Annotated in this window: 15 protein-coding genes; 12 read left to right on the top strand and 3 right to left on the bottom strand. The window is 33.4% G+C overall.

Annotated elements, in window-relative coordinates:
- The first annotated feature begins 14 nt into the window (after positions 1-14).
- The 7 genes from rnhA (at position 15) to QO190_RS01815 (ending at position 8,787) form a co-directional block, all read left to right on the top strand.
- The gene (rnhA, locus tag QO190_RS01845) at positions 15-491 is read left to right on the top strand and encodes a ribonuclease HI (protein WP_371461045.1); all 477 of its coding nucleotides are present in this window, start codon (positions 15-17) and stop codon (positions 489-491) included.
- A gap of 116 nt (positions 492-607) precedes the next feature.
- On the top strand, positions 608-2,182 hold the full coding sequence (gene nadB, locus QO190_RS01840; RefSeq protein WP_371461043.1) for an L-aspartate oxidase: 1,575 nt from the start codon (positions 608-610) through the stop codon (positions 2,180-2,182).
- Positions 2,183-2,218: 36 nt separating this feature from the next.
- Entirely contained in the window at positions 2,219-3,091 is an 873-nt protein-coding gene (nadC, locus tag QO190_RS01835; protein ID WP_371461041.1) for a carboxylating nicotinate-nucleotide diphosphorylase, read from the top strand.
- Between the two features lie 175 nt (positions 3,092-3,266).
- Positions 3,267-5,999 carry a TonB-dependent receptor gene (locus QO190_RS01830; RefSeq protein WP_371461040.1) on the top strand — a complete coding sequence of 911 codons (2,733 nt, stop codon included), beginning with the start codon at positions 3,267-3,269 and terminating at the stop codon, positions 5,997-5,999.
- A 78-nt stretch (positions 6,000-6,077) separates the two neighbouring features.
- Complete coding sequence (locus QO190_RS01825; protein WP_371461039.1) at positions 6,078-6,515, top strand: hypothetical protein; 438 nt, start codon at positions 6,078-6,080, stop codon at positions 6,513-6,515.
- 194 nt (positions 6,516-6,709) lie between these two features.
- Positions 6,710-7,717, top strand: coding sequence for an aspartate-semialdehyde dehydrogenase (locus QO190_RS01820; protein WP_104793170.1), 1,008 nt, complete (start codon positions 6,710-6,712; stop codon positions 7,715-7,717).
- A gap of 62 nt (positions 7,718-7,779) precedes the next feature.
- Positions 7,780-8,787 (top strand): cation diffusion facilitator family transporter, encoded by a 1,008-nt coding sequence (locus tag QO190_RS01815; RefSeq protein ID WP_371461037.1) that lies wholly within the window; start codon positions 7,780-7,782, stop codon positions 8,785-8,787.
- Here QO190_RS01815 and QO190_RS01810 read toward each other — a convergent pair.
- Both QO190_RS01810 and xrtF read right to left on the bottom strand, forming a co-directional pair.
- A complete protein-coding gene (locus QO190_RS01810; protein ID WP_371461035.1) occupies positions 8,784-9,218 on the bottom strand; it encodes an exosortase F system-associated protein in 435 nt (144 codons plus the stop codon). The two genes, QO190_RS01815 and QO190_RS01810, sit on opposite strands and share 4 nt — an antisense overlap.
- The gene (xrtF, locus tag QO190_RS01805; RefSeq protein WP_371461034.1) at positions 9,202-9,729 is read right to left on the bottom strand and encodes an exosortase family protein XrtF; all 528 of its coding nucleotides are present in this window, start codon (positions 9,727-9,729) and stop codon (positions 9,202-9,204) included. The genes QO190_RS01810 and xrtF overlap by 17 nt, the downstream gene beginning before the upstream one ends.
- A gap of 55 nt (positions 9,730-9,784) precedes the next feature.
- Here xrtF and QO190_RS01800 point away from each other — a divergent pair, with 55 nt between their 5' ends.
- The 5 genes from QO190_RS01800 to QO190_RS01780 all read left to right on the top strand — a co-directional run bounded on the left by QO190_RS01800 (position 9,785) and on the right by QO190_RS01780 (position 13,371).
- On the top strand, positions 9,785-10,807 hold the full coding sequence (locus QO190_RS01800; RefSeq protein WP_371461033.1) for an aminoglycoside phosphotransferase family protein: 1,023 nt from the start codon (positions 9,785-9,787) through the stop codon (positions 10,805-10,807).
- Complete coding sequence (locus tag QO190_RS01795) at positions 10,797-11,210, top strand: ATP-binding protein (protein WP_371461032.1); 414 nt, start codon at positions 10,797-10,799, stop codon at positions 11,208-11,210. The genes QO190_RS01800 and QO190_RS01795 overlap by 11 nt, the downstream gene beginning before the upstream one ends.
- A 30-nt stretch (positions 11,211-11,240) precedes the next feature.
- The gene (locus tag QO190_RS01790; RefSeq protein ID WP_371461030.1) at positions 11,241-11,960 is read left to right on the top strand and encodes an NDP-sugar synthase; all 720 of its coding nucleotides are present in this window, start codon (positions 11,241-11,243) and stop codon (positions 11,958-11,960) included.
- A 141-nt stretch (positions 11,961-12,101) separates the two neighbouring features.
- A complete protein-coding gene (locus QO190_RS01785; RefSeq protein ID WP_371461028.1) occupies positions 12,102-12,821 on the top strand; it encodes a TIGR00730 family Rossman fold protein in 720 nt (239 codons plus the stop codon).
- Positions 12,822-12,900: 79 nt separating this feature from the next.
- Positions 12,901-13,371 carry a DUF6702 family protein gene (locus QO190_RS01780; RefSeq protein ID WP_069800189.1) on the top strand — a complete coding sequence of 157 codons (471 nt, stop codon included), beginning with the start codon at positions 12,901-12,903 and terminating at the stop codon, positions 13,369-13,371.
- 235 nt (positions 13,372-13,606) lie between these two features.
- On the opposite strand, the gene QO190_RS01775 is transcribed toward QO190_RS01780, so the two are convergent.
- The gene (locus tag QO190_RS01775) at positions 13,607-15,658 is read right to left on the bottom strand and encodes a DUF5689 domain-containing protein (protein WP_371461026.1); all 2,052 of its coding nucleotides are present in this window, start codon (positions 15,656-15,658) and stop codon (positions 13,607-13,609) included.

Below are 15,658 nucleotides of genomic sequence, written 5' to 3'. Positions count from 1 at the left end.
ACGAATTTACTTACATGAAAATCGAAATTTACACAGACGGCGCTTGTAGTGGCAATCCTGGAAAGGGTGGCTATGGAATTCTCATGCGTGTTCCTGAAAAAAAATATCAAAAAACTTTTTCCGAAGGTTTCCGTTTGACCACCAATAATAGAATGGAACTTCTCGCGGTGATTGAAGCACTTGAAAAGTTAAAAAATCCCGAGGAAAACGTTCATGTTTTCACCGATTCTAAATATGTAGCTGATGCCATCAACCAAAATTGGATTTTCGGATGGATAAAAAAAGGCTTCAAAAATGTGAAAAATCCTGATTTGTGGCAAAGATTTATTCCGCTTTTTAGGAAACATAAAATAGAATTTCATTGGATAAAAGGTCATGCTGGTCATCCTGAAAATGAAATCTGCGACCAACTCGCTGTAAAAGCTTCTCAATCATCGAATTTAAAAATAGATGCTTTTTTTGAAAATCAAAAAGAGGGCGGATTGTTTTAAATCTGAATAAAGATTATAGTCAATTTCTTTAGCAGAATTCTGCCTATTCTTTTCAAAATCCTTACATTTGAAATGTAGTTTTACAGACTTTCTAATTTCAAATCTCAATTTTTAAAATGATAAAAACAGATGTATTGGTAATTGGCTCAGGAATTTCGGGACTTTCTTACGCCATTAAAATTTCTGAAAAATTACCAGATGCTAAAATCACCATCGTCACCAAAGCTGAGGAAGACGAAACCAATACCAAATATGCTCAAGGTGGTTTAGCAGTAGTAATGGATTTAGACACTGATAATTTCCAGAAACATATAGATGACACGATGCGCGCTGGAGATTACGAAAACAATAGAGAAGTGGTAGAAATGGTTATCAAAGAAGGACCAGACCGTTTCCGTGAGATTGTAGAATGGGGCGTAAATTTTGACAAAAAAGAAGATGGCGAGTTTAAACTCGGAAGAGAAGGTGGTCACACCGAATTTAGAATTGTTCACCATAAAGATATTACAGGTGCCGAAATAGAACGGGCACTTTTAGAATATTGCAACAAATCTCCGAATATAGAAATTCTTGATTATCATTACGTTATTGATTTAATCACTCAACACCACATTCCCAATAAAAACTTTGATTTAGAAAATATTTCTTGTTATGGAGCTTATGTTCTAGACCAAAAAAATAAAAAAATAAAGAAAATTACTGCAAAAGTAACCATGGTAGCAACAGGAGGAGCTGGTCACGTTTATAAAAACACCACTAATCCAAAAATTGCCACAGGAGACGGAATCGCTTTTGTTCACAGAGCTCGCGGTAAAGTTTCTAACATGCAATACATTCAGTTTCACCCTACTGCAATGTATTCTAAACGAGACGGAATGCTATTTCTCATTTCGGAAGCAGTACGCGGTGATGGCGCAAAACTCAGAACCAAAAATGGTGAGAAATTCATGCATAAATATGATGAGCGAGAAGAATTAGCTTCGCGAGATATTGTAGCAAGAGCCATTGACAACGAAATGAAAATTTCTGGTGATGAATATGTAGGCTTGGATTGTAGAGAAATGGATAAAAAAAAGTTCATAGAACATTTTCCTAATATTTATCAAAAATGCATGGATGAAGGAATTGATCCATTTAAACAACTGATTCCTGTGGTTCCTGCAAGTCATTATTTAATGGGTGGAATCGTGGTAGATAAAGACGGACAATCTTCTATCAAAAATCTTTTCGCTGTGGGAGAATGTACCAACTCTGGATTGCACGGTGCGAATCGACTCGCTTCTAATTCACTTTTGGAAGGTTTAGTTTATGGTCATAATGCTGCAATGAAATCTGTAGAATTGCTTCACAAGGACGAATTTAATTACTTCGACCTCGAAAATGTACCAGAATGGAATGAAGAAGGCATGAAAGTAATGGAAGAAAAAGTGCTCATCACTTATCTCAGAAAACAACTTCAAGAAATGATGAGTGATTTGGTAAGCATCGTAAGAAGCAACGAAAGATTGCAACTTGCTCAAAAAAAACAAAGAGAAATCTACGAAGCGGTTACAGAATTGTATAATTATTCAGTAATTTCGCCAGAATTATCAGAATTAAGAAATCTGGTGAATGTTTCTTACCTTATTATTAAGCATTCTTTGGCGATGAAAGAAAACAAAGGTGCTTTTTACAATAAAGATTTTGCTTAAAGATTCATCACAGATAAAAACTTGAAATTTACATCTATGAAACGTCCACATTACGTAACCGATAAAGCCTTAAAACAATTTATAAAATCTGCTTTAGAAGAAGATATTCAAAGCGGTGACCACTCTACTCTTTCAACTATTCCTAAAGAATTGGTACAATGTGCAAAACTTTTGGTAAAAGAAGACTGTATTTTGGCTGGAGTAGAATTGGCGGAAATTATTTTTAAAACTTTTGACAAAGATTTAAAAGTAGAGGTTTTTATTAAAGATGGAGAAAATGCTAAAGTTGGCGACATTGCTTTCATCGTTACTGGAAGTGCGCGTTCTATCCTTTCTACAGAAAGATTAGTGCTAAATTGCATGCAAAGAATGAGCGGAATTGCTACTTTAACTCATGAGTGGGACTCTAGACTTCTAGGAACCAAAACCAAATTGCTTGACACGAGAAAAACTACTCCAAATTTCAGAATTTGTGAAAAATGGGCAGTAGCAATTGGCGGCGGAACCAATCACAGATATGGTTTGTATGATATGATTATGCTAAAAGACAATCACATAGATTACAACGGAAGCATTACCAATGCAGTGAAAATGACGCAAGACTACCTCAAAAAAAATAAATTAAAACTAAAAGTAGAAGTAGAAACCAGAAATCTAGCCGAAGTAGAAGAAGCTGCAAAACTTGCTGGAAAAGGAATTGATAGAATTATGCTAGATAATATGGATGTAAAAACCATGACAGAAGCAGTGAAAATTATTGCAGGAAAATGCGAAACCGAAGCTTCAGGAGGAATTTCAAGAGACCAACTAAACGAAATCGCCAGAACAGGTGTCACTTATATTTCGGCAGGAGCACTTACCCATTCCGCAGAAAATATAGATTTAAGTTTAAAAGCCATAAAAAATTAAAAATAATAAAAACACGCTAATAGCGTGTTTTTTTGTATCAAATTGAAAATCAAAAACTTCATTGTGGATAAAAAATTATGGATTTCATAAAATTTTAACACTATGTTAATTTTAGTTAAAAAAAAATAATGTATTTTGCATCCCGATAAAACAATGTTTGAAATAATATAACTTTATGAAAATCAACTATTTAGGAAAGTCAAGACTTTCTGTGGTTATTGTATTAAGTGCTGCTAGTGTAGCATTTGCGCAAAAAACTAGAGATTCTATCAACTCTAAAGACATCGAACAAGTTGTTCTTACTGGGGTGGCAGATATCGCAAAGGACAGAAAAACTCCAGTTGCTGTTTCTACTATTAAAGAAGCACAAATTGTAGAGAAATTGGGTAACCAAGAATTCCCAGAAGTCCTAAACACTACTCCTTCTGTGTATGCAACTAAATCTGGTGGAGGTTTTGGAGACTCTAAAATTAACATTAGAGGTTTTGCTCAAGAAAACGTAGCGGTAATGATCAATGGGGTTCCTGTAAACGACATGGAAAACGGAGCTGTATATTGGTCAAACTGGGCTGGTCTATCAGATGTAACTTCTGCTATGCAAGTACAGAGAGGTCTAGGTTCATCTAAATTAGCTATTGCTTCTGTAGGTGGTACTATTAACGTAGTAACTAGAGCTGCTGACAAAAAACAAGGAGGAATTGTTTCTTTAGGTGTTGCTAATGACGATTACTTAAAAACTCTATTTGCTTACAATAGCGGTAAAATGTCTACAGGATGGTCTACTTCTTTCCTATTAAGTAGAACTGCTGGTAACATGTATGCTAATGGTACAGAATTCGAAGGATATAATTATTATTGGGCATTAGGTTACCAAAACGGTAAACATGATTTCCAATTTACCATTACTGGTGCTCCACAATGGCACAACCAAAGATCATCTTTCATTACTATCGCTAACTATATTAAATATGGTGGTGTAAATGGTGGTGATCCAAACAGAAAATATAACGCAGATTGGGGACTTCTAAATGGAGAGGAATACTCTATGAGAAGAAACTACTACCACAAACCAGTAATGTCTTTAAACTGGGACTGGAACATTTCTTCTGCTTCTAAACTTAATACAGTAGTATACGCTTCTTTTGGTAGAGGTGGTGGCACTGGAGATTCAGGAAGTTTTTGGAATGGGAAATTTGGAAGTAATGGCTCTCCCACTACTATTACAGCTTCTAATTTACCTAGAACAACAGATGGTTTAATAAGATTTGATGATATTGCTACATACAATAATGGTGGTGCAGTTGCTGATTTCGGACCTGGTACTGGTAGCAACATCGCGGGAAATCCTAGAACTGTAACGAATCCTGCAAATGGAAAAACTTACACTGTTACAGACGGCATAATAAGAAGGTCATCTATTAATTCTCATAACTGGTTTGGTATTATTTCTAGTTTTAACCAAAAAATTAATGATAACTTAAAACTTACTGCAGGTATTGATGGTAGATATTATTATGGTTACCACTATCAAGTAGTAAGTGACTTCTTAGGTGCTATTGGTTTCAGAGATACTACTAACAAAAATGCTATTTCTACAAGTAACCCAACTGGTCAAAGAATTATCGTAAATTCTCATGATGCTACTCCTACTTGGAATCCTTTTGGAGGAAAAATTGATCCAGAAGCAGATATGATTTCTTACTGGAATGATGGAGAAGTACTTTGGTATGGTGGTTTCGGTCAGTTAGAATATTCTAATGATAATTTATCAGCATTTGTACAAGGTGCAGTTTCTAACCAAGGTTTCCAAAGAATTGACCACTTTATCGTAGATGGAGTTTCTTTATTAAACGGAACATTAGCATCTCCAACTAACCAACCTACTGCTAAAAACCCAGCACTTAATACTAAAACTGGTTTCAAAAATTTAGTTGGTTACAATATTAAAGGGGGAATCAACTATAATATTAATGATCACCATAACGTTTTTGGAAACATCGGTTACTATTCTAAGCAACCTTTCTTAAACGCTGTTTATCCTAACAATAAAAACTTCTTAAACCCAAATCTTACCAATGAAAAGATTTTTGGTGCTGAATTAGGATACGGTTTCCGTTCATCTGCTGTAAACCTTAACGTGAACGTTTATAGAACTTCTTGGAAAGATAGATTCTTAAGAAGAGGTAATTTAAATATTCCAGATCCAAACAACCCAGGAGTAACATTTACTAACGCATATGCTAACATTGCTGGAATTACTGAAATTCACAGAGGTGTAGAAGTAGATGGTAGCGTAAAAGTAAACCAATATTTATCTTTCACAGGTATGGTTTCTGTAGGGGATTGGTATTATGAAGGAAACGCAACTGGTACTTACTTTACTGAAACAAATGAAGAAATCGCTGGAACTAGCTTTGCTGGAACCACACTTTACTTAGACAAAGTAAAAGTAGGAGGATCTGCTCAGAATACTTATGCTGCAGGTTTCGTTCTTGAACCTGCTAAAAACTTCAAATTAGATGGAACATACAGATATGTTAACAATCTATACGCTAACGTAAACCCTATCAACTTCCAAAGTCAAGCTGCCGGAAACTTAGGAGCTCTTAAACTTCCTAGTTTTGGACTTTTTGATTTAGGTGCATCTTACAAGGTAAACCTTAATGCTAAGCAATACTTTACTCTAAGAGCAAACGTTTATAACGTTTTTGATAAAGTTTACATTGCAGAATCTAACACTAACTACCAGAGCAACCTTTCTGCAGCTGATTACGCAGCTTATGGTTCTTCTGCTCCTTCTTACACAAGCTATGTACAAGCAGGAGAATGGAACGGTGTTTCTCAACAAAACCAAGTTTTCTTTGGATTTGGTAGAACTTGGGCTGCAACATTCTCATTCAACTTCTAAAAACAATTTTAGATTTTATAAATCACGAATCCCGGCTATATTTGCCGGGATTTTTTATATTTGTAACAAATAAAAAATATGGATACATTTAACATTATTAGAGAAGCTCACAAAGGTTTCGGTTATTTAATTTTAGTAGCAGCATTAGTTTTCATCGTAGCATTATTGATGGCTATGTTTGGTTATTCTGGTAAAATCAGCAAGCTATTAAAAAAATCTACCCTTTTTACCATGATTTTGTTTCACCTACAATTCTTAATCGGGATTGCTATGCTTGTTTTTTCTCCAGGATTAAAAGCAGCATTAGATAGCGGAACATTAATGAGCGATTCTTACAATAGAGTAACTTTCGTAGAGCATCCTTTTTCTATGTTAGTGGCTGCTATTTTATTAACCATTATCAACAAATATTTAAAAAAGAACGAAACCTTAGCACTAAAAGTAGTTTTCATGGGAGTTCTGGCATTGCTATTATTTGGCTACGCTTTCCCTTGGGCTAAAGTTTTCGGAGCATAAAAAAGGAAAGGTGTAAAATTGATTTAAATCATTTTATCGCAAAAGATAATTTTTACTATCTTTGTAAAAAATTTAGATAAATTTTCCATTAAACAATTTTCAAAAGGATTATTTATAACGAATTTTATTAAATATTAGATTTAAACAACATTTTACACCTTTAACTTTTTAAAAAATTTAAAACAATTTCAATTATGAAAATCGCAGTAGTAGGCGCAACCGGAATGGTAGGCCAAGTTATGTTGAAAGTTTTGGAAGAAAGAAATCTTCCTATTACAGAATTAATTCCTGTAGCATCAGAAAAATCTGTAGGAAAGAAAATCACTTTCAAGAGTAAACAGTATGACATCGTTTCTATGGAAACTGCGATTTCTATGAAACCTGAAATTGCTATTTTCTCTGCAGGAGGTTCTACTTCACTAGAATACGCTCCTAAATTTGCTGAAGTAGGTTGCACTGTGATAGACAACTCTTCTGCTTGGAGAATGGACCCTACTAAAAAATTAGTAGTTCCAGAAATTAACGCTCACGTTTTAACCAAAGAAGATAAAATCATCGCAAACCCTAATTGCTCTACCATTCAAATGGTGATGGTTCTTAATCCTCTTCATTTAAAATACAAAGTAAAAAGAGTAATCGTTTCTACTTACCAATCGGTTTCAGGAACAGGAAAAGCAGCTGTAGATCAATTGAACGCAGAAATTGCAAATGCTGTAAATCCTGGTTCTGTAGAAGTAAACGCTGTTTATCCTTACCAAATTTTCAAAAATGCTTTACCACAGTGTGACGTTTTTGATGCAGATGATTACACCAAAGAAGAGCTTAAACTCATCAAGGAACCTAAAAAAATCATGGGTGATGATTCTATTAAAATTACAGCAACTGCGGTGAGAATTCCTGTACAAGGAGGTCACTCAGAAAGCGTAAACATAGAATTTGAAAATGATTTTGACTTAGAAGAAGTTAAAAATATTCTAGCCAATACTCCAGGAGTTGTTCTTCAAGATGATGTAGAAAATAAAGTTTATCCTATGTGTTTCTACTCTGAAGGAAAAGACGAAGTTTTCGTAGGAAGAATCAGAAGAGACCTTTCTCAGCCAAACACTCTGAACTGCTGGATTGTAGCAGACAATCTGAGAAAAGGCGCCGCAACGAACGCGGTACAAATCGCAGAATATCTCATTGCAAACCAATTAGCATAAAATAACATCCCGCGAAAAGCGGGATTTTTTGTTAGAACCTTCAAACTTTTAAAATTAAATACATGGAAGTCGCTACCATCAATAAAAACAAACAAAAATTTACTTTCCAGAGAAATGTAGCCATAATAGGTGTCATTTTATTCATAGGAAAACTGATTGCATGGCATCTTACCAATTCTGATGCTGTTTTTTCAGATGCAATGGAAAGTATTGTAAATATTATTTCGGCTTTCATGGGGTTATATTCTTTGTATTTGGCAGCTCAACCAAAAGACGAAAACCATCCTTATGGTCACGGAAAAGTAGAGTTTGTGACTTCTGGTGTGGAAGGTTCGCTGATTATTTTTGCAGGAATTATGATTATTGTAGAAGCTGTGGACAGTTTGCTTCATGGCAATACTTTAAAAAAATTAGATTATGGAATTCTCATTGTCTTAGCAACTGCCATTATCAATTATTTGATGGGATACTTCTCCATCAAAAAAGGAGAAAGAGAAAATTCAGTGGTTCTTATTTCTTCAGGAAAACATCTTCAATCAGACACTTGGACAACTTTGGGCGTAGTGATCAGTTTAGTTCTAGTGTACTTTACTAAAATTTATTGGATAGATGCTGCCGTAGCTTTGGTTTTTGGTTCTTATATTATCATTGTAGGGTACAAAATTGTAAGAAAATCACTCAGTGGAATTATGGACGAAGCAGACCCAAATTTATTGAAAGCTGTAGTAGAAGTTCTCGCCAAAAACCGAAAAAAAGAATGGATTGACATTCATAACATGAAAATCCAACAATACGGGAGTGGTTTACATATCGACGCTCACATTACGCTTCCATGGTATGATACGCTTAGAGAATCTCATCAAGAAATGGAAAACATCATCAAAACTTTAGCATCAGAAACAGAAAGACATGTTGAATTTAATTTTCACATGGATGATTGTAAACCACATTCTTGCGAAATTTGTCAACTAGAATGTGCGCACAGAATTCATACTTTTAAAAAGAAAATAGAATGGACTCCTGAAAGCGTTTCCCAAGTTTCGAAACATTGTCTAGAAAACAATCCTTAATTTTTTTCAAGTTTTTTTCTGTAATAAAAAATAGGAATAATCAACAGTAAAATTACTGGTTGAATGACAAATCTTCTCACTGAAAACGTGAAAAGATAACCTACTTCCATTTTTGAATACAAACACCAAAGATAAATCGGGAAGAAAAGTAAAAACGCTATCGTCATTAAAGCAACAGCTTGCAAAGTCCATTTTTTATTTAAAAACATAAAATGAACTACAACTGCCGAGAAAAATAAATTCAACAAAAATCTTAACAAATGACTTGTAATTAATTTCACCGAATCAAAATCTGGAATTGTCGATACTTTATAATCTCCTTTGAAAAAAGCTAAAAATGGGTCGTAGAAAATTTTATCTTCTAAAAAACGCACAGAAATTAATCCTAAAATCCCTACGAAAACAAACAGCCAATTAAGAATTTTTCTCATCGGTAATGACAAATTTATTAATCCAAATTAACCATAAAACCACTACTCCTCCATAAATAATCGCAGGAAAGAAATAATCATGCGCAGGTTTAGTTAAAGCAGGAAAATCTACCACAATCACATTCAGCACATAAATTCTAAAAAGATTTAAAATATAGAGCAAAACAATTCCTGAAAAAGCGAAATAAAACGTTTTTACGCCTTTATAAAAAGCAAAGACAAACGCCAAGAACATGATCATCACCGAAACAGCATTACAACCTTCTATCATTCTAGTTGCAGACTTTCCATTAATATAGAAGAGAATAGTTTCATGAGTTGGAAAATCTTTGGTTATCGTTTCATAACCTGTTAAATTCAGTAAGAAAGCGCTTTGGTCAGAAATAATTTTGGTGAAGCCGTCAATATTTCCAGAAAATTGGTTCAAATACCATTGATACAGGAGAAATAGCAATAGCCAAATCCCCAAAAATCTAAGCAAAACCCACAGTATTTCTTTGAAATCTTTCATATTATAACAAAAATACACAAAAAATCCCTTTTCAAATTATTATATTTGCTTGGTAATGAAAAATCAAGAAATAGCACAACTTTTTTTCGAAGAATTTTTAGGCGAAAAGGCAACCGCATTTTTGGCATTGCCTCAAAGTGGTTCTGCGCGAATGAATTTCATAGGAAAATCCTCGAATGAAACTTATGTGATTACTTACAACGAAAATCTTCTAGAAAACGAAGCGTTTTTCTATTTCACACAAGTTTTTTCAGATTTAAAGTTGAACACGCCTCAGATTTTAAAAATCAACGAAGAAAGAAAACTATACATTCAGGAATTTTTAGGCGAAAAAACACTTTCTGAAATCATCACTCAAGAAGGCGAATCTGAAAGAGTAAAATCTTTGGTCAAACAAACATTAAAACATTTATTTGAACTTCAAGAAAAGACCCAAAATTCAATAGATTTTTCTAAGACTTTCGAGTACGAAAAGTATGACGAACTGCCCATTACGCATGATTTATACTACTTCAAAAATTATTTGATAGACATTCTAGAGTTGCCTTATCACAAATCTACTTTACTGAAAGAGTTCAAAAAAATTGTAGAAAAAATAGAAAATTCGGCTTCAAAATCATTGATGATAAGAGATTTTCAGGCAAGAAATATTTTGGTCAATGATAAAGACGAAGTTTTTTTCATCGATTATCAAGCGGCAATGGAAGGACCTGCTCTTTATGATGTGGTTTCTTTTCTCTTCCAAGCTAAAGCCAATTTTTCTGAAAATTTCAAAAATGAAATGCTGGAATATTACTTCTCTTTTCATCCTTTAGAACAAAGAAATGAATTAGAAAAATCTTTGAAATATTGTAAAATGATTCGTTTTATTCAGGTTTTAGGAGCCTATGGTTTTAGAGGAATTATTCAGAGAAAACCGCATTTTATCGCTAGTTTAGAACAGGGAATTCAAAATTTAGTAGAATTCACCAAAACGGAACTCGAAATGAATGAATATCCAGAACTAAAAAATTTAATTCTACAACTGAACACAACAGAAACTAAAAATAAAATTCAAAAATTAATTGATGGACAATAAACTAACCATAGACATTTACAGTTTTTCTTATAAAAAAGGTGGAATACCAGTAGACAACAGCGGAAATGGCGGCGGTTTTGTATTCGATTGTAGAGGAATTCTCAATCCAGGAAGAATTGAAGAATATAAACCTCAAACTGGTAATGACAAAGGCGTTCAAGAATTTCTAGAAACCAAAACTGAAATGCCTCAATTTATAGACCTCATCAAAAAATTAGTAAGCATTACCATCAATGATTACATCGCTCGTGGTTTTGACCATTTGCAAATAGCTTTTGGTTGTACAGGCGGCCAACACAGAAGCGTGTATTGCGCCATAAAACTCGGCGAATTTTTGCAGGAAAAATATCCAGAATTGGTAAATGTTGCAGTAACGCATAACGAACAACCTCAACTTAATTAACAATTGTAAAATCTGCAATATTCATTCTACATGATTAAGAAAGCTCTCATTTTCGCAGCAGGAAAAGGAACTCGGTTAAAACCTTTTACAGATAGCCATCCTAAAGCTTTGGCACTGGTGAATGATGTTCCTTTGCTGGAAAGAAATATAAAATATCTGGAAAGTTTTGGAGTTAAAGAATTTGTGATTAATGTGCATCATTTCGGGGAACAAATTGTAGAATTCTTAGAAAAAAACAATCATTTTGGAGCCAAAATTGATATTTCTGATGAAAAAGATGAACTTTTAGAAACAGGAGGTGGCTTGCTTTTTGCTCAAAAATATCTGGAAAACGAAGAAAACTTCCTGATTATGAATGCTGATATTCTTACTGATTTGAACATTCATGAATTGGTAAAATTCCACGAAACGCATCTTCCATTAGCTACTTTAGCGGTTTCAGACAGAAATTCTTCCCGAAAACTTTTCTTCAATTCAGAAATGGTTTTAAAAGGTTGGATGAACAAGAATTCTGGAGAAACCAAAATGGCAGAATTCAATAATAATTTTAAAGAATTGGCTTTCAGCGGAATACATTGTATTAATTCTTCTATCTTTGACAAAATAAAAAGAAGAGGAAAATTTTCTATCATGGAAGAATATTTGGATTTAATGTTTGAAAATAACATCTTAGGATTTCAGCACGAAGCCAGATTAATAGATGTAGGAAGACCAGAATCTGTGATAGAAGCAGAAAAATATTTTACATAATTTTTAAACCATTAAGTTTTCAAATAAATTTTGAAAATCGTTAAGAAATTAAGTGCATTAAGAGGATTTTCACTCTCAACTTAATTTTCTTAATTCCTTAATAAGAACTTAATGGTAAAATAAAACTAAATTTTTAAAAAAATGCTAGACGATAACGCATCAGAAGATAAAAGATTACAAGAAAGTTTAAGACAAAAAACTTGGGACGAAACCGTAACCAAAGATTCTTGGATGGTTTTCAAAGTGATGTCTGAATTTGTAGATGGCTACGAAAAATTAGCCAAAATAGGACCTTGTGTTTCTATTTTCGGTTCTGCAAGGTTAAAACCAGAAGATCCTTATTATAAAATGGCGGTAGATATTGCCAGAAAAATTACAGAAATCGGCTTCGGAGTCATTACTGGAGGTGGCCCTGGAATTATGGAAGCGGGAAACAAAGGAGCGAGAGAAGGCAACGGAAAATCCATTGGATTAAACATAGAATTGCCATTTGAACAGAATTTTAATGCTTTTATAGATAAACCTTACTCGATTAATTTCGATTACTTTTTCGTAAGAAAAGTGATGTTTGTGAAGTATTCTCAAGGCTTCATCGTTTTACCGGGAGGTTTTGGAACGCTCGATGAACTTTCGGAAGCGTTAACATTAATTCAGACGCATAAAATTGGCAGATTCCCAATTGTTTTGGTGGGAACAGAATTTTGGAGCGGACTTCTGGATTGGTTTACCGGAACTTTACTTAAAAATCATTTAATCAAAGAAGAAGATTTAAGTCTTTTCCGAGTGGTAGATACAGCAGATGAAGCAGTAGCTCATATTAAAGCTTTCTACGATAAATACTCTGTCAGTGTAAATTTCTAGAATTTGGCACAAGATTTGACATTTTTTATATACATTTGAAAAAAATACAACTTTGAAAAAAGTATTAAATAAGAAAAAAATGAAAAAATTTATAGGAATAATTGCAATAGGTTTAATCACAATGCTGATGAGTTTTACACTCTCAGATTTTTATTCTTCTATGACCAAGGTAGATTATGTAGAAGGCAGTAAAACGCTTAAATTCACTACAAAATTAAACTCTGGACACATTGCAGAAGTTTTAAAAATTAATCCTAATACTACTGCTTTTGAAGCAGAAGTGAAAAGATATGTAAATGACCATTTTGATGTATATGTAAACGGTCAAAACAAAGCGCTTACGTTTACAGGAAGTCAAGTAAATGGAGAAAGTGTTTGGGTATATTTCGAAGCGAATGGCGTTTCTGATATTTCTAGCTTAAAAATTAAAAATAATCTTTTATTAGAAGCTTATCCTAAACAACTCAACTTGGTAAATATTGCTTATAAAGGTTCACAAAAAAACATGACCTTTATGCGAGGTAAAGAAGTAAACGAAGTTTCTTTCTAACAAAAATTTTAAAGATAAAAGTAAGCCTTACAGATTTTGTAAGGCTTTTTTTACGACTATAATTGTACGAAATATTTTATCATAGTTATTAGCTTTTGGAGCAAAATCTTTAGGCTAAAAACACCTTTCTTTTTCACAGAATAGAACAAATTATTTGAGATTTCATCATCAATATTTACCAAAAAAACAGCTTCATTTCTGAAGCTGTTTTATGAATATATATGCGAAGTTAGATTTATTTTCTACCTCTTACTTTTACATTATCAAGCTCCCAAGTTGCAGAAGCTGTATCCGTAGAAGTATATTTAAATGCTACTACTACATTTTTACCTGCAAAATTAGAAATATCTAATTTACCTGAGTTTACAAATGGTGCAAACTTACTCATATCTGAGTCTAAAGTTGGGTTAAGTTTAGTCCAATTTTTAGGATCTAAACTACCTGTATAGTTATCTGTTACATAAACTTCTAACTGATCTGATTGAACACTAGCTCTACCATCAGTTTCAAAACTTAAGTAGTAATTTTTATATCCTGCAAGCGTAATTGGTTTAGAAATTAACCAGTCTTCATTGCCATTTCCGCTCATTACAACACATGGTTTTGGATTACCAAACTGTTGGATATTCCAAACAGCAGTTCCCAATACATTTACAGCAGTCCAGTTATTGGTTAATGCTCCAGAGAAATCTTCATTAAAAATGCTTTCAAATACTGGTGCTGGAGAGCCATCACATCTATTTCCATCAAAGTCTGCTCCAAGTGGATTAGTAATCCAAACTTCGTACTTACCATTAGCCTTAGTTAAAACACCATAAAGGTCTCCTTTTCCGCTATCAATTTGTCTGCTTGCAAAATTTGCAAAGCTACTTGTAGTAAGAGAAATTTTAGCTCCTGAACAATCTTCTAATGTTCTAGTAGTATTAGATGCTCCTGCATAAGTTTCTCCTAAATCATCATTAATGAATTGAAGGTCTTTAATTTTAATCCATCTTCCTACATCTCCATCAGTAAGACCCGCGATTGTTTTTTCTGTAGCCACCACTTCTGTAAAATCTGTAGTTGGGAAGAAATGTTTATAAACATCATTCGCAAGAACTCTACCTACATTTCCACTAAATAAGCCTCCTAATTGTACTTCACCCTTTACAGATCCTACATATAAATCCTTAAGATTAATTAACACTTGTTTTCCTACAAAGAATCTAGGGTCTGCATAAAGAGAAGCCATATCTATGTTTACTCTAATACCACCCGTCTTATCTTCTACATAAATGTATTTAAATAAGTTTCCTGTTTTATCGTTAGCCGTTACTTGAGCTTTAAGGTATGCATTATCAGGAATTTGAGCTAAAGCACCTGTGAAATAAGCTTTTACTTCTGCAACAGTTTTCATTGTTTTACCTGTAGTGTTGAAAGTACAAGAAGGAGTAGTACCGTCTAATCTTGCCCCTTTCATGTTAAGATCTGAAACTCTATTAATAAAAAATTGATAATCAGAATTAAATTTACTTAAAATACCTATAAAAGTACCATTTCCAGAAGGTAATTGGTCTGCAGCAAAAGAAGCATAACCACTGTTTCTTACTACTCTAGAATTTATTGGAGTAGTCATGGTAGGGTCTACAATTTGTCTATTTACAGTAGTTCCATTTGGTGCATAAATATTACAAAGTAAATTGATTGGAAATTCTGCATTATTTATTTGTACTAAAGCACCAATTAGAGGATCAACAGTAGAAGTATTCGTTAAACTTGCTAAAGTTATTACTTTAGGAACTATCTTCACTTTAGAAGCACAAGATCTTACCAAATGATTTGCTACTAATTTTTCTGGAATTCTTCCAAAAGTAGGAGTATTGGTAATGGGATCAATATTATTATAGCCAACTTGTAAAACGTTACCATATCTACCAAAAGCTAAGCCTTTTAGTTTGATGTATACTTTAGAACCTTGTGGGAAAGAAGTATAAGTACTTACAGCATCTACACTTACTACTAAACCTTGAGTAGGGTTTTCTGGCGCGTCTTGTAAATAAATCGTTTTATAAACGTTTCCAGATTCATCAGAAGAAGAAACATATCCTTCTATAATGATATCATCTGTAATGGTAGCAGTGTTATTCGCATAAGCTGTTTTTACCTCTGCTATAGTTTTCGTAGGCGTTAAAGTCTGACACTTACCTTGTAAATCTGGTGTCGAATACTCATCATCTTGTACACAACTGGTTAAAAAAACCGTAAGTGACAAAATGAAAATTCTTATAATTGAAAAATATTTTTTCAT

The sequence above is a fragment of the Cloacibacterium sp. Arc13 genome (assembly GCF_041431305.1).
GTDB classification, from domain to species: domain Bacteria; phylum Bacteroidota; class Bacteroidia; order Flavobacteriales; family Weeksellaceae; genus Cloacibacterium; species Cloacibacterium caeni_B.
Note: the sequence above shows the minus strand (reverse complement) of the source record. Positions and strands in the feature narration are given on the sequence as shown.